Raw genomic sequence first — 23,053 nt, forward strand, 5'->3', positions numbered from 1 at the left:
ACGTCAGCATCACCGTCAAGCTGATCGCCCCCATCGCCATGGAGCAAGGCCTGCGTTTCGCCATCCGCGAAGGTGGCCGCACCGTGGGTTCGGGCGTCGTGGCAACCATCGTCGAGTAAATCGTTTCAGGCCGCAGGGGCATAGCTCAATTGGCAGAGCGTCGGTCTCCAAAACCGAAGGTTGGGGGTTCGAGACCCTCTGCCCCTGCCACCCAGGCCTGAATCACAACCGATCCGCAAGGATTTGCCAGCCAGCCCGCTGCGGTGACAACACCGCGCGGGCTTTGCTGCTGGTGGTGCTGTCTCGCAAGGGGCGGTGCTGAACGAGAAACATGTCCATGACCCAAGTCGAAACCGTTCACACTGGCGCTGACAAGGCCAAACTGGCTGCCGCTGCATTGATGGTGGTGGGCGGTCTGGTGGCCTACTACCTGCTCGCCAAGCAAGGCGTCTATGCGCAATGGGGCGCTTTGCTGGCCTTGGTCGCGGTGGCGGTGTTGTTGTTTTTCACCTCGGAGTCCGGCAAGCAGTTGGTGGCCTACGGCCGCGACAGCTGGCGCGAGGCGCGCAAGGTGGTGTGGCCAACGCGCAAAGAATCCCTGCAAATGACGGGCTACGTCTTCGCCTTCGTGGTGGTCATGGCCTTGTTCCTGTGGGCGACCGACAAGACCTTGGAATGGGTCATCTTCAGCCTGATTCTGGGCTGGACGCGCTGAAGGGTGGGATGGCAATGAGCGAACAACAAAGCACCGAGAGCGGCAGCCCGAAGCGCTGGTACGTGGTGCACGCTTACTCCGGCATGGAGAAGGCGGTCGAGCGCAACCTGCGCGAGCGCATCGAGCGGGCCGGGATGCAAGACAAGTTCGGCCGCATCTTGGTGCCGACTGAAGAGGTCGTGGAGCTCAAGAACGGCAAGAAATCGATCACCGAGCGCCGCTTCTTCCCGGGTTATGTGCTGGTGGAGATGCTGCTGGACGACGATTCTTGGCACTTGGTCAAGCACACCAGCAAGGTCACAGGCTTTGTCGGTGGGGCCCGCAATCGTCCCGCGCCGATCTCCGAAGCCGAGGTCATGAAGATCGTCAACCAGATGCAAGAAGGCGTGGAAAAGCCGCGCCCCAAGTTCGAGTGGACGGTGGGCGAGGTGGTGCGTGTGAAGGATGGTCCGTTCGCCGACTTCAATGGCGCCATCGAGGAAGTGAACTACGACAAGAGCAAGGTGCGCGTGTCGGTGACCATCTTCGGTCGCGCCACGCCCGTCGAGTTGGACTTCGGTCAGGTTGAAAAAGTCTGAGCCAGCGGCTCAGACTTTTCGGCGAAGGGCGAAGCCCTTAGCCGAAAGGTCTCCAGGCATGTCAGAGCCTGATTCGGGCAACCGAATCCACTGGCCGCGGTAGCCGGGCGCGTTTCCCGGCATGAGGAGCCAGCCGCTCGTTCAGGGCTGGCGTTTGTACTCGGGGCGGTCGTGTTTCGACCGCTCCTCAGGAGTGAGATATGGCAAAGAAAATTGTCGGCTTCATCAAGCTGCAAGTGCCGGCCGGCAAGGCGAACCCTTCGCCCCCGATCGGCCCCGCGCTGGGTCAGCGCGGTCTGAACATCATGGAGTTCTGCAAGGCGTTCAACGCCAAGACGCAGGGCGTGGAGCCGGGTCTGGTGCTGCCGGTGGTCATCACCGCCTTCGCTGACAAGAGCTTCACCTTCGAGATCAAGTCGCCGCCCGCGACCGTGCTGATCAAGAAGGCCGCAAAGATCGACAAGGGTTCGCAGCGCCCGCACCTGGACAAGGTCGGCAAGCTGAACCGCGCCCAGTTGGAAGAAATCGCGAAGGTCAAGATGAAGGACATGAACGCCGCCGACCTGGACGGCGCGGTCCGCATCATCGCGGGCTCGGCCCGGTCGATGGGCATCATCGTGGAGGGCGTGTGACATGGCTAAGTTGACGAAAAAGCAAAAGGCCGTGGCCGGCAAGGTCGAATCGACCAAGCTGTATCCGCTGGGTGACGCCCTGGCCCTGGTGAAGAGCCTGGCCACCGCCAAGTTTGACGAGTCCATCGACGTGGCCGTGCAACTCGGTGTGGATGCCAAGAAGTCGGACCAAGTCGTTCGTGGCGCTGTCGTGCTGCCCAACGGCACCGGCAAGACCAAGCGCGTGGCCGTGTTCGCCCAGGGCGCCAAGGCCGAAGAGGCCAAGGCCGCGGGTGCTGACGTGGTGGGCATGGAAGACCTGGCCGAGCGCGTCAAGGCCGGCGACATGCCCTTTGACGTCGTGATCGCCTCGCCCGACACGATGCGCGTCGTCGGTACCTTGGGCCAGATCCTGGGCCCCCGTGGCCTGATGCCGAACCCGAAGGTGGGCACCGTCACCCCCGATGTCGCCACGGCCGTGAAGAACGCCAAGGCCGGTCAGGTGCAGTTCCGCGTTGACAAGGGCGGCATCATCCACGCCACGATCGGCCGTCGTTCGTTCGACGACGACAAGCTGGCGGGCAACCTGCGTGCGCTGGTCGAAGCCCTGAACAAGGCCAAGCCGGCCTCGAGCAAGGGCGTGTACCTGCGCAAGGTGGCGCTGTCGTCGACCATGGGCGTGGGCGCCCGGGTTGACGTGTCCTCGATCAACGCTCAGGCCAACGCGGCCTGAGTTTGAAGTGGTGGCCGTGGTCCTTCGGGGTCACGGGCCATCCAAGACCGCTGGTGCGGGGCAACCCGCTTAATGACCCACCCTCGGGTGGGGCGTCAGCGCAGATGGCGTACCCGCCGACAAGGAATGTCCCGTGTGTGCTCACGCGCTTCGGGGGCTCCAAGACGGCAAGGTCGCTGAAACCGGTGCGGTGCAAGGGCGTCAGCCTGCGCGCCGCGATGTGAGGAGAAGACCTTGAGTCTGAATCGCAACGAGAAGGCAGCCGTCGTCTCGGAAGTGGCAGCGCAAGCCGCCAAGTCCCAGACGCTCGCGATCGCCGAGTACCGTGGCCTCACCGTGGAAGCTCTGAACAAGCTGCGCGTCGACGCGCGGAGCAAGGGTGTGTACCTTCATGTGCTGAAGAACACCCTGGCCCGTCGCGCTGTCGCCGGCACCTCGTTCGAGCCCGCGGCGGAGCTGATGGTCGGTCCGCTGATCTACGGCTTTTCTGAAGATGCTGTCGCTGCCGCGAAGGTGGTGGCCGACTTCGCCAAGAGCAACGACAAGCTGGTCCTCAAGGGTGGCGCCTACAACGGCAAAGCCCTGGATGTGAGCGGCCTGAAGACCCTGGCTTCTGTGCCCAGCAAGGAAGTTTTGCTGTCGCAGATCGCCGGCTTGCTCAAGTCGCCCGTGCAGCGCACCGCTGCCGTGCTGGCGGCCCTGGCGGCCAAGCGTGGCGAGGGCGCCGAAGCCCCCGCCGCCGCGTAAGCATCTGTTTTTCAATACACCAACGATTCAAAGGAGCCCCAAATGGCTTTCGATAAAGACGCTTTCCTGACCGCCCTCGACAGCATGTCCGTGATGGAACTCAATGACCTGGTGAAGGCCATTGAAGAGAAGTTCGGCGTGTCCGCCGCTTCGATGGCTGCCCCCGCCGCTGGCGGTGGTGGCGCTGCCGCCCCGGCCGCTGAAGAGAAGACCGAATTCAATGTCGTGCTGCTCGAAGCCGGCGCCAACAAGGTTGGCGTCATCAAGGCCGTGCGCGAAATCACCGGTCTGGGCCTCAAGGAAGCCAAGGACCTGGTCGATGGCGCCCCCAAGACGGTCAAGGAAGCCTTGCCCAAGGCCGACGCTGACGCCGCCGTCAAGAAGCTGGTGGAAGCCGGCGCCAAGGCCGAGGCGAAGTAAATCGGCGCTCGGCGACTGCGCCGGGCCATCTCGCTCCTGCGATGCTCGCCGTACGGCAGTACGGCTGCGCTTCTCGAAGCGACCTGGCTCCGGCTCGCGACGCCGCCCTCCGAATCACGCACCAAGGCTGGATCCGCAAGGGTCCGGCCTTGTGTTCATTTCTTTGAGACCCTGCGAAAGGACCCGGCAGCCCTACAATGCTGGGTTTTTCCGTAGGTTCTCTGATCCGACTGCAGAGAACGGGTTTGGTCGAGCCGAGGGCGCAATGCCTTCGGTTGTCTGCCAGCGACGGGTAGTGGCCCGTCACCGAACCTCGAATGCAATGTTCGAGACGCCAGTCGTCCGACGCGCCGTCTGATCCCCGGCCGTCACCCCTCCTCGGAGCTTTCATGGCGCAAGCAACCCCCTACAGCTACACGGAGCGCAAACGCATCCGCAAGAGCTTCGGCCAGCGCGACAGCGTGCTGGGCGTGCCTTATCTGCTGACGATGCAGAAGGACTCTTACAAGGCCTTCCTCCAGAAGGACCTGCCGCCAGCGCAGCGCAAGCCCGAGGGCTTGCAGGCCGCCTTCTTGTCGGCCTTCCCGATCGTCTCGCACAACCAGTTCGTCGAGATGCGCTTCCTCGACTACGGCATGGCCAAGCCAGCCTTCGACGAGCGCGAGTGCCAGCAGCGCGGCTTGACCTTCTCGGCAGCCGTGCGCGCACGCCTGCAGATGATCATTTACGACCGCGAGAACAGCACGCCGTCGAACAAGGTCGTCCGTGAAGTGAAGGAGCAAGAGGTCTACATGGGCGAAGTGCCCCTGATGACCGACTACGGCAGCTTCATCATCAACGGCACCGAGCGCGTCATCGTCTCGCAGTTGCACCGTTCGCCTGGCGTGTTCTTCGAGCACGACAAGGGCAAGACGCACAGCTCGGGCAAGCTGCTGTTCAGCAGCCGCATCATTCCTTACCGCGGCTCGTGGTTGGACTTCGAGTTCGACCCGAAGGACATCCTGTACTTCCGGGTCGACCGCCGTCGCAAGATGCCGGTCACCATCCTGCTCAAGGCCATTGGCCTGAGCCCGGAACAGATCCTGGCGCACTTCTTCGTGTTCGACAACTTCCGCCTGATGGACGTTGGCGCTCAGATGGAGTTCGTGGCGGAGCGTCTCAAGGGCGAAGTGGCCCGCTTTGACATCACCGACAAAGACGGCAAGGTCATCGTCGAGAAGGACAAGCGCATCACCGCGCGTCACATCAAGCAGTTGGAGGCCGGCGGCACGCAGTACGTGTCGGTGCCCGAAGACTTCCTGGTGGGTCGTGTGCTGGCCAAGAACATGATCGACCCCGACACGGGCGAGATCATCGCCAAGGCCAACGACGAGTTGACCGAGGCCCTGCTGAAGAAGCTGCGCGCGGCCGGCATCAAAGAGTTGCAGTGCCTCTACACCAACGAGTTGAGCGAAGGCGCCTACATCAGCCAGACGCTGTCGCTGGACGAGACGGTCGACCAGTTCGCCGCCCGCGTGGCCATCTACCGCATGATGCGCCCCGGCGAGCCGCCCACCGAAGACGCGGTTGAAGCCTTGTTCAACCGTCTGTTCTACAGCGCCGACACCTACGACCTGAGCCGCGTCGGCCGCATGAAGTTCAACGCCCGCGTGGGCCGCGACACCAGCGAAGGCGCCATGGTCTTGTCGAACGAGGACATCCTCGACGTCGTCAAGATCTTGGTCGAACTGCGCAACGGCCGTGGCCAAGTGGACGACATCGACCATTTGGGCAATCGCCGGGTGCGCTGCGTGGGCGAACTGGCCGAAAACCAGTACCGCTCGGGCTTGGCGCGCATCGAAAAGGCCGTCAAGGAACGTCTGGGCCAGGCCGAGACCGAAAGCCTGATGCCGCACGACCTGATCAACTCCAAGCCCATTTCCGCGGCGCTCAAGGAGTTCTTCGGCGCGTCGCAGCTGTCGCAGTTCATGGACCAGACCAACCCCCTGTCCGAGATCACGCACAAGCGTCGCGTCTCGGCCCTGGGCCCGGGCGGTTTGACCCGCGAACGCGCCGGCTTCGAAGTGCGTGACGTGCACCCGACCCACTACGGCCGCGTGTGCCCGATCGAAACGCCGGAAGGCCCGAACATCGGCCTGATCAACTCGCTGGCCTTGTTCGCCCGCCTGAACGAGTACGGCTTCCTGGAGACGCCGTACCGCCGCGTGGTGGACGGCCAAGTGACCGACCAGATCGACTACCTGTCGGCCATCGAAGAAGGCAAGTACGTCATCGCCCAGGCGAACGCCAAGCTCGATGCCAACGGCAAGTTGGTGGACGAACTGGTGTCGGCCCGCGAAGCCGGCGAATCGGTGCTGCTCAGCCCCGAGCGTGTGCAGTACATGGACGTGGCGCCGGCGCAGATCGTGTCGGTGGCCGCCTCGCTCGTGCCCTTCCTGGAGCACGACGACGCGAACCGCGCGTTGATGGGCGCCAACATGCAGCGCCAGGCCGTCCCGACCCTGCGTCCCGAAAAGGCCTTCGTGGGCACGGGCGTGGAGCGCGTGGCGGCCAAGGACTCGGGCACCGTCGTGGCGGCGCGTCGTGGTGGCGTGGTCGACTACGTGGACACGAACCGCATCGTGATTCGCGTGAACGACAACGAGACGGTGGCCGGTGAGGTGGGTGTCGACATCTACAACCTCATCAAGTACCAGCGCTCCAACCAGAACACCAACATCCACCAGCGTCCGATCGTCAAGCGCGGCGACCGCGTGGCGGCCGAGGACATCATTGCCGACGGCGCCTCGACCGACCTCGGTGAGTTGGCCCTGGGCCAGAACATGCTGGTCGCCTTCATGCCCTGGAACGGCTACAACTTCGAAGACTCGATCCTGATCTCCGAACGCGTGGTGGCCGACGACCGCTACACCTCGATCCACATCGAGGAGCTGGTGGTCATGGCCCGCGACACCAAGCTGGGCAGCGAAGAAATCACCCGCGACATTCCCAACCTGTCCGAGCAGCAACTGAGCCGCCTGGACGAGTCGGGCATCGTCTACATCGGCGCCGAGGTCAACCCCGGTGACGTGCTGGTGGGCAAGGTCACGCCCAAGGGCGAGACCACGCTGACGCCGGAAGAAAAGCTGCTGCGCGCCATCTTTGGCGAGAAGGCCAGCGACGTGAAGGACACCTCGCTGCGCGTCGACCAAGGCACGCAAGGCACCGTCATCGACGTGCAGGTCTTCACCCGCGAAGGCATCCCGCGCGACAAGCGCGCCCAGCAGATCATCGACGACGAGCTCAAGCGCTTCCGCCTGGACCTGAACGACCAGCTACGCATCGTCGAGGCCGACGCGTTCGACCGGATCGAGAAGCTGCTGGTCGGCAAGGTGGCCAATGGCGGTCCGAACAAGATCGCCAAGGGCAGCACCATCTCCAAGGAGTACCTGAGCACGGTCGACAAGCACCACTGGTTCGACATCCGCCCGGCGGATGACGACGTGGCCAATCAGCTCGAGTCGATCAAGAACGCCAACGAGCAAACCCGTCACAGCTTCGACCTCGCCTTCGAAGAGAAGCGCAAGAAGCTCACCCAGGGCGACGAGTTGCCCGCGGGCGTGCTGAAGATGGTCAAGGTCTACCTGGCCGTTAAGCGCCGCCTGCAGCCCGGCGACAAGATGGCCGGCCGTCACGGCAACAAGGGCGTGGTGTCCAAGATCGTTCCGGTCGAAGACATGCCCTACATGGCCGATGGCACACCATGCGACATCGTGCTGAACCCGCTGGGCGTGCCCTCGCGGATGAACGTCGGTCAGGTGCTGGAAGTCCACCTGGGCTGGGCGGCCAAGGGCATTGGCCAACGCTTGGGCGACATGCTGCAGCGCGAAGCCAAGCTGGCTGAACTGCGCCAGTTCCTGGAAACCTTCTACAACCAAAGCGGCGGTCGCAAGGAGTCCCTGAAAGACCTGAGCGATGCCGAGGTGCAAGCCATGGCCAAGAACTTGGCCTCGGGCGTCACCTTCGCCACCCCGGTGTTCGATGGTGCCAAGGAAGAAGAAATCCGCGCCATGCTGCACTTGGCCTACCCGGACGACATCGCCGCCAAGAAGGGCCTGACCGCCACGCGCACGCAGTGCATGCTGAGTGACGGCCGCACGGGCGAGCAGTTCGAGCGCCCGGTCACCGTCGGCTACATGCACGTGCTCAAGCTGCACCATTTGGTGGACGACAAGATGCACGCCCGCTCGACCGGCCCGTACAGCTTGGTGACCCAGCAGCCGCTGGGCGGCAAGGCGCAGTTCGGTGGCCAGCGCTTCGGTGAGATGGAAGTCTGGGCGCTGGAAGCCTACGGCGCCTCGTACATCCTGCAGGAAATGCTGACGGTCAAGTCCGACGACGTGAACGGCCGCACCAAGGTGTACGAGAACATCGTCAAGGGTGAGCACTCGATCGACGCCGGCATGCCGGAATCGTTCAACGTGTTGGTCAAGGAAATTCGTTCGCTCGGTATCGACATCGAGCTCGAGCGCAACTAAACAAGGAACAGGAGAACGACATGAAAGGTTTGCTGGACCTGTTCAAGCAGTTCACGCCCGACGAGCACTTCGACGCGATCAAGATCGGCATTGCCTCGCCGGAAAAGATCCGTTCGTGGTCCTTCGGGGAAGTGAAAAAGCCCGAGACCATCAATTACCGCACCTTCAAGCCGGAGCGTGATGGCCTGTTCTGCGCCAAGATCTTTGGCCCGATCAAGGACTACGAGTGCTTGTGCGGCAAGTACAAGCGCCTGAAGCACCGTGGCGTCATCTGCGAGAAGTGCGGCGTTGAAGTCACCCAGACCAAGGTTCGTCGCGACCGCATGGGTCACATCGACCTGGCCGCGCCCTGCGCCCACATCTGGTTCCTGAAGAGCCTGCCCTCGCGCTTGGGCCTGGTGCTCGACATGACCTTGCGCGACATCGAGCGCGTGCTGTACTTCGAGGCCTACGTCATCGTCGACCCCGGCATGACGCCGCTGAAGAAGTTCGGCATCCTGACCGAAGAGCAGCACGACGCCGAGCGCGAAAAGCATGGTGATGAGTTCGTCGCCCTGATGGGTGCTGAAGGCATCCAGCGCTTGCTGGCCGACATGGACCTGGACGTTGAGATCGACAAGATCCGCAACGACATGACGGGCTCCGAGCTCAAGATCAAGAAGAACTCCAAGCGCCTGAAGGTGCTGGAAGCCTTCAAGAAGAGCGGCATGAAGCCCGAGTGGATGGTCATGAACGTGCTGCCCGTGCTGCCGCCGGACCTGCGTCCGCTGGTGCCGCTGGACGGCGGTCGCTTCGCGACCTCGGACCTGAACGACCTGTACCGCCGCGTCATCAACCGCAACAATCGCCTGGCGCGCTTGCTCGAGTTGAAGGCCCCGGAAATCATCGTGCGCAACGAAAAGCGCATGCTGCAAGAGTCGGTGGACAGCCTGCTGGACAACGGCCGTCGCGGCAAGGCTATGACGGGTGCCAACAAGCGTCCGCTGAAGTCCCTGGCCGACATGATCAAGGGCAAGGGTGGCCGCTTCCGCCAGAACCTGCTGGGCAAGCGCGTCGACTACTCCGGCCGTTCGGTCATCGTGGTGGGCCCGACCCTCAAGCTGCACCAGTGCGGTCTGCCCAAGCTGATGGCGCTGGAGCTGTTCAAGCCCTTCATCTTCTCGCGCCTCGAGGCGATGGGCATCGCCACCACCATCAAAGCGGCCAAGAAGGAAGTCGAGTCCGGCACGCCGGTGGTCTGGGACATCCTCGAAGAGGTCATCAAGGAGCACCCGGTTCTGCTGAACCGCGCCCCAACGCTGCACCGCCTCGGCATCCAGGCTTTCGAGCCCGTGCTGATCGAAGGCAAGGCCATTCAGTTGCACCCGCTCGTTTGCGCGGCCTTCAACGCCGACTTCGACGGTGACCAGATGGCCGTTCACGTGCCGCTGTCCATCGAGGCCCAGATGGAAGCCCGCACCCTGATGCTGGCCTCCAACAACGTGCTGTTCCCGGCCTCGGGCGAGCCTTCCATCGTGCCGTCGCAAGACGTCGTGCTGGGCCTGTACTACGCCACCCGAGAGCGCATCAACGGCAAGGGCGAAGGCATGGTCTTCGCGGACCTGGCTGAACTGCAGCGGGCGTTGGACAACGGCCAAGTGGAAATCACCGCCCGCGTCAGTGTGCGTTTGACCGAGTACCGCAAGGTGGGCGACGACTTCGTGCCCGAATTGCGCCTGCGCTCCACCACCGTGGGTCGCGCGCTGCTCAGCGAAATCCTGCCCAAGGGCCTGCCGTTCGAGAACATCGACAAGGCGCTCAAGAAGAAGGAAATCTCGCGCCTGATCAACGCCTCGTTCCGTCGCTGCGGTTTGAAAGAAACCGTGGTGCTGGCCGACAAGCTGATGCAAACCGGCTTCAAGCTGGCCACCCGCGCCGGCCTGTCGATCGCCATCGACGACATGCTGGTGCCGGCCGAGAAGCACACCCTGATCGAGGCCGCCGAACGCGAGGTCAAGGAAATCGAGAAGCAGTACGTCTCGGGCCTGGTGACCGCCGGTGAGCGCTACAACAAGGTGGTGGACATCTGGGGCAAGGCTGGCGACGACATCGGCAAGAAGATGATGGACCACCTCAAGGTCCAGAAGGTGGCCGACCGCCACGGCAAGCAGGTCGATCAAGAGTCGTTCAACTCCATCTACATGATGGCCGACTCGGGCGCGCGGGGCTCCGCCGCCCAGATCCGCCAGCTGGCCGGCATGCGCGGCCTGATGGCCAAGCCCGACGGCTCCATCATCGAAACGCCCATCACGGCCAACTTCCGTGAAGGCCTGAACGTGTTGCAGTACTTCATCTCCACCCACGGCGCCCGCAAGGGCCTGGCGGACACGGCGCTGAAGACCGCGAACTCGGGCTACCTCACCCGCCGCTTGGTGGACGTGACGCAAGACTTGGTGGTGACCGAAGACGACTGCGGCACCGACCATGGCATGCCCATGCGCGCCTTGGTCGAGGGCGGTGAAGTCATCGAATCGCTGCGCGATCGCATTCTGGGTCGTGTGGCAGCGATCGACATCCTGCACCCCGAAACCCAAGCGGTGCTCGTGCCCGCCGGCACCATGCTGGACGAAGATACGCTGGACGTGGTTGAAGCGGCCGGTGTCGACGAGGTCAAGGTTCGCACGCCGCTGACCTGCGCCACCCGCTACGGCCTGTGCGGCAAGTGCTACGGCCGCGATCTGGGCCGCGGTGGCTTGGTGAACCACGGCGAAGCCGTCGGCGTCATCGCCGCCCAGTCCATCGGCGAACCCGGCACGCAGCTGACGATGCGCACCTTCCACATCGGGGGCGCCGCGTCGCGTGCTGCCGTGGCCAGCAGCGTCGACGCCAAGAGCGAAGGCATCATCGGCTTCAACGCCACGATGCGCTACGTGACCAACAGCAAGGGCGACCTGGTGGTGATTTCGCGCTCCGGCGAAATCGTCATCAGCGACCAGCACGGCCGCGAGCGCGAGCGTCACAAGGTGCCGTACGGCGCGGTGCTCAGTGTCAAGGCGGACCAGACCGTCAAAGTCGGCACCGTGTTGGCCAACTGGGACCCGTTGACCCGCCCGATCATCACGGAATTCGCCGGCACGGCGAAGTTCGAGAACGTCGAGGAAGGCGTCACCGTCGCCAAGCAGGTGGACGAAGTCACCGGCCTGTCGACCCTGGTCGTGATCGATCCGAAGCGCCGCGGCTCGGCCAAGGTCGTGCGCCCGCAGCTCAAGCTGCTGGACGCCGGCGGCCACGAGGTCAAGATCCCCGGCACCGACCACTCGGTGACCATCGGCTTCCAAGTGGGCGCCCTGATCCAGGTTCGCGACGGCCAGGAAGTGGGCCCCGGCGAAGTGCTGGCCCGCATCCCCGTCGAAGGCCAAAAGACCCGCGACATCACGGGCGGTCTGCCGCGCGTGGCCGAGCTCTTCGAAGCCCGCTCGCCCAAGGACAAAGGCGTGTTGGCCGAGCAGACCGGCACGGTCTCCTTCGGCAAGGAAACCAAGGGCAAGGTGCGCTTGCAGATCACCGATCCGGACGGCAAGGTCTGGGAAGAGCTTGTGCCCAAGGACAAGAACATCCTGGTGCACGAAGGCCAGGTGGTCAACAAGGGCGAGCCCATCGTCGACGGTCCGGCCGATCCGCAGGACATCCTGCGCCTGCTGGGCATCGAAGAACTGGCGCGCTACATCGTGGACGAGGTGCAGGACGTCTACCGCCTGCAAGGCGTGAAGATCAACGACAAGCACATCGAGGTGATCGTTCGCCAGATGCTGCGTCGCGTGCAGATCGCCGATTCTGGCGAGTCCACCTACATCGCCGGCGAGCAGGTCGAGCGGTCGGAGATCCTGGACACGATCGACAAGTTGCGCGCTGCCGGCAAGGTGCCGCCCACCTACACCGACGTGCTGCTGGGCATCACGAAGGCCTCGTTGTCGACCGACTCCTTCATCTCTGCCGCATCGTTCCAGGAAACGACGCGCGTGTTGACCGAAGCCGCCATCATGGGCAAGCGCGACGACCTGCGCGGTCTGAAGGAAAACGTCATCGTCGGCCGTCTCATCCCCGCTGGCACCGGCATGGCATACCACAAGGCCCGCAAGGTCAAGGAAGAGATGGACGAGACCGAGCGCAAGGCCATCGCGCTGCAGGAGGCCGAAGAACTGGCGGCCATGCAGTTGGCGGCCTTGGACGCCAAGGGCGAGGGCGACGACGCCTGACTGCTGCCTCCACCACCGCGTTGACCAAGGGCGGCCTCCGGGCCGCCCTTTTTTCCGGTTCGTTGGCGACTTGCGTCAGGTCCAACCCAAGCGCTGCAGACCCGACTCGGGCGTCTCGATCGTCACGCCGAGCGCCAGCGCCCGTCGACGATGGGCCAACAAGGCTCGGTCGCGACTCCACAGCCAAGCCGGGCGCAGCGCGTGGGCGGTGTCGAGGAACTTCTGGTCGTCGGCGTCGCGGCAGCGCCAGGGCGCTCGGGGCGACTCCGCCACCAGGCGCGGACGCCACGGCATCTCAGGCGGCGTGGCGCCGACCGGGCAGCCGGGGAGTCGGCCGCGGGCCAGCACATGGGTCCACTCTTCCAGCATCGCGGGCGTCGCCACCCAATCCAGGCCGGGCAGGCGCTGGGCCAAAACCTCGACGCGCGGGTCGCGGAACACCCAAAGGTCGAACAAGACGTGGGTGTCCAGCAACACCGGGCCCTGCCAAGAGAGCGTCTGGACCTCTGTCCACGAAGCCGGCGGACTCCCCGTCTTGCTCAGGTGGCGGCTTTGCATATAATCGACGGCTTTTCTCTGCGCGGGCGTCATGGCGTCCGCGGCCCACGCATCCTAGCCGCCTGGGCGGCAAGAGAAAGATTTCATTCGCTGACTTCAAACGGGAACAAGTCACCCATGCCAACCATCAACCAGCTCGTGCGCCACGGCCGTCAGGCCGAAGTCACGAAATCCAAGTCGCCTGCGATGCAGAACTGCCCGCAGCGCCGCGGCGTTTGCACCCGCGTCTACACCACCACCCCCAAGAAGCCGAACTCGGCGCTCCGCAAGGTGGCCAAGGTGCGCTTGACCAACGGGTTCGAGGTCATCTCGTACATCGGCGGTGAAGGCCATAACCTGCAAGAACACAGCGTCGTGCTCGTGCGCGGCGGTCGTGTGAAGGACTTGCCTGGCGTGCGCTACCACATCGTTCGTGGTTCGCTCGACCTGCAGGGCGTCAAGGATCGCAAGCAGGCCCGCTCCAAGTACGGTGCCAAGCGTCCCAAGAAGTAATCCCCGGGCTCCAAGCCCAGTAAGTGGGTGGTGCTGTTGATGGCCACCCGAGGCTGAATAAGCCAACTGAAGACACCAAGGAAGAGAAATGCCACGTCGTCGCGAAGTCCCCAAGCGCGAGATCCTGCCGGATCCGAAGTTCCACAATGTTGACCTGTCCAAGTTCATGAACGTGATCATGGAATCAGGCAAGAAGGCCGTTGCCGAGCGCATCATCTATGGCGCGCTGGAGCAGGTGGAAAAGAAGTCGGGCAAGGACCCGTTGGAAGTGTTCACGATCGCGTTGAACAACATCAAGCCGATGGTCGAGGTGAAGTCCCGCCGCGTCGGCGGTGCGAACTACCAAGTTCCCGTGGAAGTTCGTCCCGTCCGCCGGATGGCTCTCGCCATGCGCTGGCTGAAGGAATCGGCGCGCAAGCGTGGTGAAAAGTCGATGGCCCAGCGCCTGGCCAACGAGCTGCTGGAGGCCGCTGAAGGTCGCGGCGGCGCGATGAAGAAGCGTGACGAAGTCCACCGCATGGCCGAAGCCAACAAGGCCTTCTCGCACTTCCGCTTCTAATCTTCAGCCCCCTCAGCCGCCGCGGGTTTCTACCAACCCGTCGGCGGCTCACGCATTTCGGAGCAAACCATGGCCCGCAAGACCCCCATCGAGCGTTACCGCAACATCGGTATCAGCGCCCACATCGACGCCGGCAAGACCACCACGACCGAGCGCATCCTCTACTACACCGGTGTGAACCACAAGATCGGTGAAGTGCACGATGGCGCTGCCACGATGGACTGGATGGAGCAGGAGCAAGAGCGTGGCATCACGATCACCTCGGCGGCGACCACCTGCTTCTGGAAGGGCATGGACCTGTCCTACCCCGAGCACCGCTTCAACATCATCGACACCCCTGGGCACGTCGACTTCACCATCGAAGTCGAGCGCTCGATGCGCGTGCTCGATGGCGCTTGCATGGTCTATTGCGCTGTGGGCGGCGTGCAGCCGCAGAGCGAAACCGTTTGGCGTCAGGCCAACAAGTACAAGGTCCCCCGCCTGGCCTTCGTGAACAAGATGGACCGCACCGGCGCCAACTTCTTCAAGGTCGTGGACCAGATGAAGACGCGCCTGAAGGCGAACCCGGTGCCCATCGTCATCCCCATCGGTGCCGAAGACAACTTCAAGGGCGTGGTGGACCTCATCAAGATGAAGGCCATCATTTGGGACGAAGCGTCCCAAGGCATGAAGTTCGAGTACCACGACATCCCGGCCGAGTTAGTTGAGGTGTCCAAGGAGTGGCGCGAAAAGATGGTCGAGGCCGCGGCCGAGGCCACCGAAGAGCTGATGAACAAGTACCTGGAAACGGGCGACTTGAGCGAGGCTGAGATCAAGGCTGCCATCCGCCAGCGCACCATCGCCACGGAAATCCAGCCGATGCTGTGCGGTACCGCCTTCAAGAACAAAGGCGTGCAGCGCATGCTCGACGCCGTCATCGACTTCCTGCCCTCGCCGGTGGACATCCCCCCGGTCGGTGGCACGGACGACGACGAAAAGGACGTGACCCGCAAGGCCGACGACAGCGAGAAGTTCGCTGCCCTGGCGTTCAAGCTGATGACCGACCCCTACGTCGGCCAGCTCACCTTCGTGCGCGTCTACTCGGGCGTGCTGAAGTCGGGCGACTCTGTCTACAACCCGATCAAGGGCAAGAAAGAGCGCATCGGCCGCATCTTGCAGATGCACGCCAACCAGCGCGAGGAAATCTCGGAGATTCTGGCCGGCGACATCGCCGCTTGCGTGGGTCTGAAGGAAGTGACCACGGGCGAAACCCTGTGCGATCCGGACGCCCTGATCACGCTGGAAAAGATGGTCTTCCCTGAGCCCGTGATCTCGCAGGCCGTGGAGCCCAAGACCAAGGCCGACCAGGAAAAGATGGGCGTCGCTCTGGGTCGTCTGGCCAAGGAAGACCCGTCGTTCCGCGTGCGCACCGACGAAGAAAGCGGTCAGACCATCATCTCCGGCATGGGCGAGCTGCACCTGGAAATCATCGTCGACCGCATGAAGCGTGAGTTCGGCGTGGAAGCCAACGTCGGCAAGCCGCAAGTGGCCTACCGCGAAACCATCCGCAAGTCGGCCTCCGACGTGGAAGGCAAGTTCGTTCGCCAGTCGGGCGGCAAGGGTCAGTACGGCCACGTCGTGCTGACCATTGAGCCGCAAGAGCCGGGCAAGGGCTTCGAGTTCGTCGACGCCATCAAGGGCGGCGTGGTGCCTCGCGAGTTCATCCCCGCGGTTCAGAAGGGCATCGAAGACACCCTGCCCAACGGCGTGTTGGCCGGCTTCCCGGTGGTCGACGTGAAGGTCACGCTGACCTTCGGCTCGTACCACGAAGTCGACTCGAACGAAAACGCGTTCAAGATGGCCGCTTCGATGGGCTTCAAGGAAGCCTGCCGCAAGGCCAGTCCCGTCATCCTCGAGCCCATGATGGCCGTGGAAGTCGAGACGCCGGAAGACTACGCCGGCTCGGTGATGGGCGACCTCTCCAGCCGTCGCGGCATGGTGCAGGGCATGGACGACATGGTCGGCGGTGGCAAGGTCATCAAGGCCGAAGTGCCGCTGAGCGAGATGTTCGGCTACTCCACCACGCTGCGTTCGATGTCGCAAGGCCGCGCCACGTACACGATGGAGTTCAAGCACTACAGCGAAGCGCCGAAGAACGTCGCCGACGCCATCATCACGGCGCGCGCGAAGTAAATCCCCATGGTCTGCGGGCCGCTCGCCACCGGTGCCAGTCCCGGTGGATGCCGGGCGGCTCGACAGACCTTAAACCCCCGACTGGCATTGCTCTTTGTTGGAGATTGAAATGGCAAAAGGTAAATTTGAACGCACCAAGCCGCACGTCAACGTTGGCACGATTGGCCACGTGGACCACGGCAAGACCACGCTGACGGCTGCGATCGCGACGGTGCTGTCGAAGAAGTTTGGCGGCGAAGCCAAGAAGTACGACGAAATCGACGCGGCACCCGAAGAGAAGGCGCGCGGCATCACCATCAACACCGCCCACGTCGAGTACGAGACGGCCAACCGCCACTACGCCCACGTGGACTGCCCGGGCCACGCCGACTACGTCAAGAACATGATCACCGGTGCCGCTCAAATGGACGGCGCCATCCTCGTGTGCTCGGCCGCCGACGGCCCCATGCCCCAGACCCGCGAGCACATCCTGCTGGCCCGTCAGGTGGGCGTGAAGTACATCATCGTCTTCCTGAACAAGTGCGACATGGTCGACGACGCCGAGCTGCTCGAGCTGGTCGAAATGGAAGTGCGTGAACTGCTCAGCAAGTACGACTTCCCCGGCGACGACACCCCCATCATCAAGGGCTCGGCCAAGCTGGCCCTGGAAGGCGACACGGGCGACCTGGGCGAACAAGCCATCATGCGCCTGGCCGACGCCCTGGACAGCTACATCCCCCAGCCGGACCGTGCCATCGACGGCGCCTTCCTGCTGCCCGTGGAAGACGTGTTCTCCATCTCGGGCCGTGGCACCGTGGTGACCGGTCGTGTCGAGCGCGGCATCATCAAGGTCGGCGAAGAAATCGAAATCGTCGGCATCCGCGACGTGCAGAAGACCACCGTCACCGGCGTCGAAATGTTCCGCAAGCTGCTGGACCAAGGCCAAGCCGGCGACAACGTCGGTGTGCTGCTGCGCGGCACCAAGCGCGAAGACGTGGAGCGCGGCCAAGTGCTGGCCAAGCCCGGCTCCATCAAGCCCCACACCCACTTCACGGGTGAGGTCTACATCCTGTCCAAGGACGAAGGCGGCCGTCACACCCCGTTCTTCAACAACTACCGTCCCCAGTTCTACTTCCGCACCACGGACGTGACGGGTTCGATCGAGTTGCCGAAGGACAAGGAAATGGTCATGCCGGGCGACAACGTCAGCATCACCGTCAAGCTGATCGCCCCCATCGCCATGGAGCAAGGCCTGCGTTTCGCCATCCGCGAAGGTGGCCGCACCGTGGGTTCGGGCGTCGTGGCAACCATCGTCGAGTAATCAACCTTGAGGCCGGCGCCCTGCGCAAGCGGGGTGCTGGAACACCATGCAAAAGCAAAAAATCCGCATCCGCCTCAAGGCCTTCGATTACAAGTTGATCGACCAATCGGCTCTGGAAATCGTCGACACCGCCAAGCGTACCGGCGCCATCGTCAAGGGCCCGGTGCCCCTGCCGACTCGCATGGAGCGTTTCGACATCCTGCGTTCGCCGCACGTCAACAAGACCAGCCGCGACCAGTTCGAGATCCGCACCCACCAGCGCCTGATGGACATCGTCGACCCGACCGACAAGACCGTGGACGCGCTGATGAAGCTCGACCTGCCGGCTGGTGTTGACGTCGAGATCAAGTTGCAGTGATCGACCGCTGACGACTCTCGGGCCTTGTGGCCGCGAGGCCGTGAGCCTCAACAAGGCGACCCCCGGGTCGCCTTGTTGCTTTTGACCGCTGCATAGAGATTTTCTTGCCAGCGAGACGTGAGGGCCTCTATACTCGCGGGCTTTCCCGCATTTTGGGGAAAGTGGCGCTTGCCCGGCGAAAGCTGGCTTGCGCCAAAGGGCGCCCGGCCAATCGCTGTCGGGTGTGTCAAACAAAGGCCTCAACATGAGGCTGGAGAAAGCAATGAGTCTTAGCAATCGTCTCGGATTGCTGGGCCGCAAGGTGGGCATGATGCGCATCTTCACGGACGATGGTGACACCATCCCCGTGACGGTGCTGGATGTGTCCAACAACCGCGTGGCTCAGGTCAAGACGCAAGAGAGCGACGGCTATACCGCCATTCAGGTGGCGTATGGCGAGCGTAAGGCCTCTCGCGTCAGCAAGCCGGAAGCCGGTCACTTCGCCAAGGCGGGTGTTCAAGCCGGTGAAACGCTCAAAGAATTCCGCGTGTCGGCCGACGTGGCCGCTGAATACAAGCCGGGCGCCGTCGTGCCCGTGACTTTGTTCGCCGTGGGTCAGAAGGTGGACGTGCAGGGCACTTCCATCGGCAAAGGCTTCATGGGCACCATCAAGCGCCACAACTTCGGCTCGCAGCGCGCGTCGCACGGCAACAGCCGTTCGCACAACGTGCCGGGTTCAATCTCGATGGCGCAAGACCCGGGTCGTGTGTTTCCGGGCAAGAAGATGTCGGGTCACCAGGGCGACGAAACCGTCACCACCCAGAACCTCGACATCGTCCGTATCGACGAAGCCCGCCAGCTCTTGCTGGTGCGCGGCGCCGTCCCGGGCAGCAAGAACGGCCACGTCGTGGTGCGTCCGGCTGTCAAAGTCAAGGCGAAAGGAGCCCAGTGATGCAACTCGAGCTCCTGAACGAACAAGGCCAGGCCTCCGGCAAGGTGGACGCGTCTGACGCCGTCTTTGCCCGCGACTACAACGAAGCCCTGGTTCACCAGGTCGTCGTCGCCTTCCAGGCCAACGCCCGCCAGGGTACCCGCGCCCAGAAGGATCGCGGCGAGGTCGCGCACTCCACCAAGAAGCCGTTCCGCCAAAAGGGCACCGGCAACGCGCGTGCGGGCATGACCTCTTCGCCCTTGTGGCGTGGAGGCGGTCGGATCTTCCCGAACCGTCCCGACGAAAACTTCAGCCACAAGCTGAACAAGAAGATGTACCGCGCCGGTATGGCGTCGATCTTGTCGCAGCTGGCTCGCGAAGGCCGTCTGGCCGTGGTCGACTCCATCAAGGTCGATGCCCCGAAGACCAAGCTGTTGGCCGCCAAGTTCAAGGCCATGGGCCTGGAATCGGTGCTGGTGATCGCCGACGAAGTCGACGACAACCTGTTCCTGGCTTCGCGCAACCTGCCCAACGTGCTGGTCGTCGAGCCCCGCCACGCCGACCCCCTGTCGCTCGTGCACTTCAAGAAGGTGTTGGTGACCAAGGGTGCCGTGGAGCAGCTCAAGGAGATGTTCGAATGAGCGCGCCCAAGTTCGATGAGGGCCGCCTGGCCCAGGTGCTGTTGGCCCCGATCGTGAGCGAAAAGGCCACGACGGTCGGTGAGAAGCACAACCAGGTGCTGTTCAAGGTGATGCGCGACGCCACCAAGCCGGAAATCAAGGCGGCCGTGGAACTGATGTTCAAGGTCGAAGTGGCCTCGGTCAGCGTCGTCAACGTCAAGGGCAAGACCAAGCGCTTCGGGGGCCGTGTCGGTCGCCGTGACCATGTCAAGAAGGCCTATGTCGCCCTCAAGCCGGGTCAAGAGCTGAACTTCTCCGGGGAGGCTGCGTAATGCCTGTCGTCAAAGTCAAACCCACTTCGCCCGGCCGCCGTGCCGTGGTCAAGGTGGTGCATCCGCACCTGCACAAGGGCGAGGGCCATGCGCCCCTGCTCGAGCCGCAAAAACAGAAGTCCGGTCGCAACAACAACGGCCATGTGACCATGCGTCACAAGGGCGGCGGTCACAAGCACCACTACCGCGTGGTCGATTTCCGTCGCAACAAGGACGGTATTCCGGCCAAGGTCGAGCGCATCGAGTACGACCCCAACCGCACGGCGCACATCGCTTTGGTGTGCTATGCCGACGGTGAGCGCCGTTACGTGATCGCCCCGCGTGGCGTGGAAGTCGGTGCCGTGCTGATGTCGGGCGCCGAAGCCCCGATCAAGCCGGGCAACGCCTTGCCGATCCGCAACATCCCCATCGGTTCGACCATCCACTGCGTGGAACTGCTCCCGGGCAAGGGGGCTCAGATCGCCCGTTCGGCGGGTACGTCGGTCACTCTGATGGCCCGCGACGGCGCCTATGCTCAGATCCGTTTGCGTTCGGGTGAAGTGCGTCGCGTGCACATCGATTGCCGCGCCACCCTGGGCGAAGTCAGCAACGAAGAGCACAACCTGCGCCAGTACGGCAAGGCCGGTGCCAAGCGTTGGCTGGGCATCCGCCCGACGGTCCGTGGTACGGCCATGAACCCGGTGGACCACCCGCACGGTGGCGGCGAAGGCCGCACGGGCGAGGGTCAGGTGCCGGTGTCGCCGTGGAACACGATGACCAAGGGCTTCCGCACCCGCAGCAACAAGCGCACGCAGACGTTCATCGTCTCGCGTCGCAAGAAATAAGGGGTTGGCCAAATGAGTCGCTCGCTTAAGAAGGGCCCGTTCGTCGACGCCCACCTGATGGCCAAGGTCGAAAAGGCCGCCGCCAACAAGGACAAGAAGCCGATCAAGACCTGGTCGCGCCGCTCCACGATCCTGCCCGAGTTCATCGGTTTGACCGTGGCCGTGCACAACGGCCGTCAGCACGTGCCCGTGTACGTGACCGACCAGATGGTTGGCCACAAGCTCGGCGAATTCGCGCTGACGCGGACCTTCAAGGGTCACCCGGCCGACAAAAAGGCCGGTAAGAAGTAAGGATGCCAACGATGGAAACCAAAGCAATCGTTCGCGGCGTTCGCCTCTCCTGCGACAAAGGCCGCCTCGTGGCGGACATGATTCGCGGCAAGAAGGTGGACCAGGCGCTCAACATCCTGAGCTTCACCCAAAAGAAGGCCGCCGGCATCATCAAGAAGGCGCTCGAGTCGGCCATCGCCAACGCCGAGCACAACGACGGTGCCGACATCGACGCCCTGAAGGTGACTTCCATTTACGTGGAGCAAGGCACCGTTCTGAAGCGTTTCACCGCGCGCGCCAAGGGTCGTGGCAACCGCATCAGCAAGCCCACGTGTCACATCTACGTGACCGTCGGCAACTGAGGGGGCACAGAGGACTATGGGACAAAAAATCCATCCGGTTGGCTTCCGCCTGCCCGTCACCCGCAACTGGTCGTCGCGCTGGTACGCGTCGAGCCGCAACTTCGCCGGCATGCTGGCCGAAGACCTGCAGGTTCGCGAGTTCCTGAAGGCCAAGTTGAAGAATGCCGCCGTCTCGCGCATCCTGATCGAGCGTCCTGCCAAGAACGCCCGCATCACCATCTACTCGGCCCGTCCGGGTGTGGTGATCGGCAAGAAGGGCGAGGACATCGAGAACCTCAAGGCCGAGCTGGCCAAGCGTCTGGGCGTGCCCGTCGCGGTCAACATCGAAGAAGTGCGCAAGCCCGAAGTCGATGCCCAGTTGATCGCCGACTCGATCACCCAGCAGCTCGAAAAGCGCATCATGTTCCGCCGTGCCATGAAGCGCGCCATGCAGAACGCGATGCGCCTGGGCGCCCAAGGCATCAAGATCATGAGCGCCGGTCGTCTGAACGGCATCGAAATCGCCCGCACCGAGTGGTACCGCGAAGGCCGCGTGCCGCTGCACACCCTCAAGGCCGACATCGACTACGGTTTCAGCGAAGCCAAGACCACTTACGGCGTCATCGGCGTCAAGGTCTGGGTTTACCGCGGCGACCGCCTGGCCAATGGCGAAGCCCCCGTGCTGAAGAGCGTGGAAGGCGAAGACGATCGTCGCAACCGCCGCCCTGGCCGTCCGGGTCCGGGTCGTGGCCGCGATGGCAAGCCGGGTGAGGGCGGTGACCGCCCCGCAGCCAAGCGCGTGGTGCGCAAGCCGGCTGATGCCGGCGCCGCGCCCAAAGGAGAGTAAACATGCTGCAACCTGCTCGTCGCAAATTCCGCAAAGAGCAAAAGGGCCGCAACACCGGCGTCGCCACGCGTGGCGCCCAAGTGTCGTTTGGCGAATTCGGATTGAAGGCCACCGAGCGTGGTCGCATCACCGCTCGCCAGATCGAAGCTGCCCGTCGTGCCATCTCGCGCCACATCAAGCGCGGCGGCCGCATCTTCATCCGCATCTTCCCCGACAAGCCGATCTCCAAGAAGCCGGCCGAAGTGCGGATGGGTAACGGCAAGGGCAACCCCGAGTACTACGTGGCTGAGATCCAGCCCGGCAAGGTGCTCTACGAACTCAACGGCGTGCCCGAAGCACTGGCCCGCGAAGCGTTCACTCTGGCTGCAGCCAAGCTGCCGCTGAAGTGCACCTTCGTCGAGCGTCAGATCGGCGCCTGAAAGGGAACACCATGAAGGCATCTGAACTGCGCACCAAAGACGTTGCGGCCCTGGAAGCCGAGGTCAAGTCGCTGCTGAAAGCCCATTTCGGCCTGCGCATGCAAAAGGCCACTCAGCAACTGAGCAACCACGCCCAACTGGGCAACACGCGCCGCGACATCGCCCGCGTGAAGACCATCTTGGCCGAGAAGAAGAAAGAGGCTGCCCAATGACGACGCAAGCCGCCACCAAAGTCACCCGCACCTTCGTGGGTCGCGTGGTCAGCGACAAGCGCGCCAAGACGGTCACCGTCTTGGTCGAGCGTCGCACCAAGCACCCGCTGTACGGCAAGATCGTCGCCACCTCGCGCAAGTACCACGCCCACGATGAGCAGGGCGCGTACAAGATGGGCGATGTGGTCGAGATCACCGAAAGCAAGCCCATCTCGAAGACCAAGAACTGGGTCGTGACCCGCTTGGTCGAAAAGGCCGAAGCCGTCTGAGCTTGTTCGACGTC

24 protein-coding genes, 1 tRNA gene and 1 pseudogene are annotated in these 23,053 nt (G+C 63.5%); 25 read left to right on the forward strand and 1 reads right to left on the reverse strand.

Features of this window, described 5'->3' with window-relative positions; genetic code table 11:
* The 10 genes and pseudogenes from O9335_RS02060 to rpoC form a co-directional block, all read left to right on the forward strand.
* Positions 1-119 (forward strand): annotated as a pseudogene (locus O9335_RS02060) (elongation factor Tu); the annotation flags it as partial.
* A gap of 15 nt (positions 120-134) precedes the next feature.
* Positions 135-210 (forward strand) — tRNA-Trp (locus O9335_RS02065).
* Between the two features lie 121 nt (positions 211-331).
* Positions 332-715 carry a preprotein translocase subunit SecE gene (gene secE, locus O9335_RS02070; protein WP_298382818.1) on the forward strand — a complete coding sequence of 128 codons (384 nt, stop codon included), beginning with the start codon at positions 332-334 and terminating at the stop codon, positions 713-715.
* Between the two features lie 14 nt (positions 716-729).
* Complete coding sequence (nusG, locus tag O9335_RS02075; RefSeq protein ID WP_298382821.1) at positions 730-1,293, forward strand: transcription termination/antitermination protein NusG; 564 nt, start codon at positions 730-732, stop codon at positions 1,291-1,293.
* 200 nt (positions 1,294-1,493) lie between these two features.
* Entirely contained in the window at positions 1,494-1,925 is a 432-nt protein-coding gene (gene rplK / locus O9335_RS02080; protein WP_298382824.1) for a 50S ribosomal protein L11, read from the forward strand.
* 1 nt (position 1,926) lies between these two features.
* Complete coding sequence (rplA, locus tag O9335_RS02085; protein ID WP_298382826.1) at positions 1,927-2,637, forward strand: 50S ribosomal protein L1; 711 nt, start codon at positions 1,927-1,929, stop codon at positions 2,635-2,637.
* Between the two features lie 234 nt (positions 2,638-2,871).
* Positions 2,872-3,384 (forward strand): 50S ribosomal protein L10, encoded by a 513-nt coding sequence (gene rplJ / locus O9335_RS02090; RefSeq protein ID WP_298382829.1) that lies wholly within the window; start codon positions 2,872-2,874, stop codon positions 3,382-3,384.
* Positions 3,385-3,426: 42 nt separating this feature from the next.
* The gene (gene rplL / locus O9335_RS02095; protein ID WP_127682639.1) at positions 3,427-3,804 is read left to right on the forward strand and encodes a 50S ribosomal protein L7/L12; all 378 of its coding nucleotides are present in this window, start codon (positions 3,427-3,429) and stop codon (positions 3,802-3,804) included.
* 389 nt (positions 3,805-4,193) lie between these two features.
* The gene (gene rpoB / locus O9335_RS02100; protein ID WP_298382836.1) at positions 4,194-8,321 is read left to right on the forward strand and encodes a DNA-directed RNA polymerase subunit beta; all 4,128 of its coding nucleotides are present in this window, start codon (positions 4,194-4,196) and stop codon (positions 8,319-8,321) included.
* Between the two features lie 20 nt (positions 8,322-8,341).
* A complete protein-coding gene (gene rpoC, locus O9335_RS02105) occupies positions 8,342-12,556 on the forward strand; it encodes a DNA-directed RNA polymerase subunit beta' (protein WP_298382839.1) in 4,215 nt (1,404 codons plus the stop codon).
* Positions 12,557-12,631: 75 nt separating this feature from the next.
* On the opposite strand, the gene O9335_RS02110 is transcribed toward rpoC, so the two are convergent.
* On the reverse strand, positions 12,632-13,114 hold the full coding sequence (locus O9335_RS02110) for a putative toxin-antitoxin system toxin component, PIN family (protein ID WP_298382841.1): 483 nt from the start codon (positions 13,112-13,114) through the stop codon (positions 12,632-12,634).
* A gap of 117 nt (positions 13,115-13,231) precedes the next feature.
* Between O9335_RS02110 and rpsL the strand changes: the two genes are divergently transcribed.
* From rpsL to rpsQ, 15 genes are all read left to right on the forward strand, one after another.
* Positions 13,232-13,606, forward strand: coding sequence for a 30S ribosomal protein S12 (rpsL, locus tag O9335_RS02115; RefSeq protein WP_298382844.1), 375 nt, complete (start codon positions 13,232-13,234; stop codon positions 13,604-13,606).
* Between the two features lie 88 nt (positions 13,607-13,694).
* On the forward strand, positions 13,695-14,165 hold the full coding sequence (gene rpsG, locus O9335_RS02120; RefSeq protein WP_298382847.1) for a 30S ribosomal protein S7: 471 nt from the start codon (positions 13,695-13,697) through the stop codon (positions 14,163-14,165).
* Positions 14,166-14,234: 69 nt separating this feature from the next.
* A complete protein-coding gene (gene fusA, locus O9335_RS02125; protein ID WP_298382850.1) occupies positions 14,235-16,337 on the forward strand; it encodes an elongation factor G in 2,103 nt (700 codons plus the stop codon).
* A 109-nt stretch (positions 16,338-16,446) separates the two neighbouring features.
* On the forward strand, positions 16,447-17,637 hold the full coding sequence (gene tuf, locus O9335_RS02130) for an elongation factor Tu (protein ID WP_298382852.1): 1,191 nt from the start codon (positions 16,447-16,449) through the stop codon (positions 17,635-17,637).
* A gap of 46 nt (positions 17,638-17,683) precedes the next feature.
* A complete protein-coding gene (gene rpsJ, locus O9335_RS02135; RefSeq protein WP_127682645.1) occupies positions 17,684-17,995 on the forward strand; it encodes a 30S ribosomal protein S10 in 312 nt (103 codons plus the stop codon).
* Between the two features lie 262 nt (positions 17,996-18,257).
* Positions 18,258-18,926, forward strand: a complete 669-nt coding sequence (gene rplC, locus O9335_RS02140) for a 50S ribosomal protein L3 (protein WP_298382856.1) — start codon at positions 18,258-18,260, stop codon at positions 18,924-18,926.
* Positions 18,926-19,546: a 50S ribosomal protein L4 gene (gene rplD, locus O9335_RS02145; RefSeq protein WP_298382858.1), complete on the forward strand. Its 621-nt coding sequence runs from the start codon at positions 18,926-18,928 to the stop codon at positions 19,544-19,546. Before rplC ends, rplD begins: the two co-directional genes overlap by 1 nt.
* Positions 19,543-19,857 (forward strand): 50S ribosomal protein L23, encoded by a 315-nt coding sequence (rplW, locus tag O9335_RS02150; protein ID WP_298382861.1) that lies wholly within the window; start codon positions 19,543-19,545, stop codon positions 19,855-19,857. Before rplD ends, rplW begins: the two co-directional genes overlap by 4 nt.
* Positions 19,857-20,681, forward strand: coding sequence for a 50S ribosomal protein L2 (gene rplB, locus O9335_RS02155; RefSeq protein WP_298382863.1), 825 nt, complete (start codon positions 19,857-19,859; stop codon positions 20,679-20,681). Before rplW ends, rplB begins: the two co-directional genes overlap by 1 nt.
* A gap of 12 nt (positions 20,682-20,693) precedes the next feature.
* Positions 20,694-20,972 carry a 30S ribosomal protein S19 gene (gene rpsS, locus O9335_RS02160; protein WP_127682649.1) on the forward strand — a complete coding sequence of 93 codons (279 nt, stop codon included), beginning with the start codon at positions 20,694-20,696 and terminating at the stop codon, positions 20,970-20,972.
* A gap of 11 nt (positions 20,973-20,983) precedes the next feature.
* Positions 20,984-21,313, forward strand: coding sequence for a 50S ribosomal protein L22 (rplV, locus tag O9335_RS02165; protein ID WP_298382866.1), 330 nt, complete (start codon positions 20,984-20,986; stop codon positions 21,311-21,313).
* A gap of 16 nt (positions 21,314-21,329) precedes the next feature.
* Positions 21,330-22,139, forward strand: coding sequence for a 30S ribosomal protein S3 (gene rpsC / locus O9335_RS02170; protein ID WP_298382868.1), 810 nt, complete (start codon positions 21,330-21,332; stop codon positions 22,137-22,139).
* A gap of 2 nt (positions 22,140-22,141) precedes the next feature.
* A complete protein-coding gene (gene rplP, locus O9335_RS02175) occupies positions 22,142-22,558 on the forward strand; it encodes a 50S ribosomal protein L16 (protein ID WP_127682652.1) in 417 nt (138 codons plus the stop codon).
* An 11-nt stretch (positions 22,559-22,569) separates the two neighbouring features.
* On the forward strand, positions 22,570-22,770 hold the full coding sequence (gene rpmC / locus O9335_RS02180; protein WP_298382872.1) for a 50S ribosomal protein L29: 201 nt from the start codon (positions 22,570-22,572) through the stop codon (positions 22,768-22,770).
* Positions 22,767-23,039 (forward strand): 30S ribosomal protein S17, encoded by a 273-nt coding sequence (gene rpsQ / locus O9335_RS02185; protein WP_298382875.1) that lies wholly within the window; start codon positions 22,767-22,769, stop codon positions 23,037-23,039. The genes rpmC and rpsQ overlap by 4 nt, the downstream gene beginning before the upstream one ends.
* Positions 23,040-23,053: the final 14 nt, after the last annotated feature.

Origin of the sequence: Inhella sp. (genome assembly GCF_027532025.1) — a bacterium.
Lineage (GTDB): Bacteria > Pseudomonadota > Gammaproteobacteria > Burkholderiales > Burkholderiaceae_C > Inhella.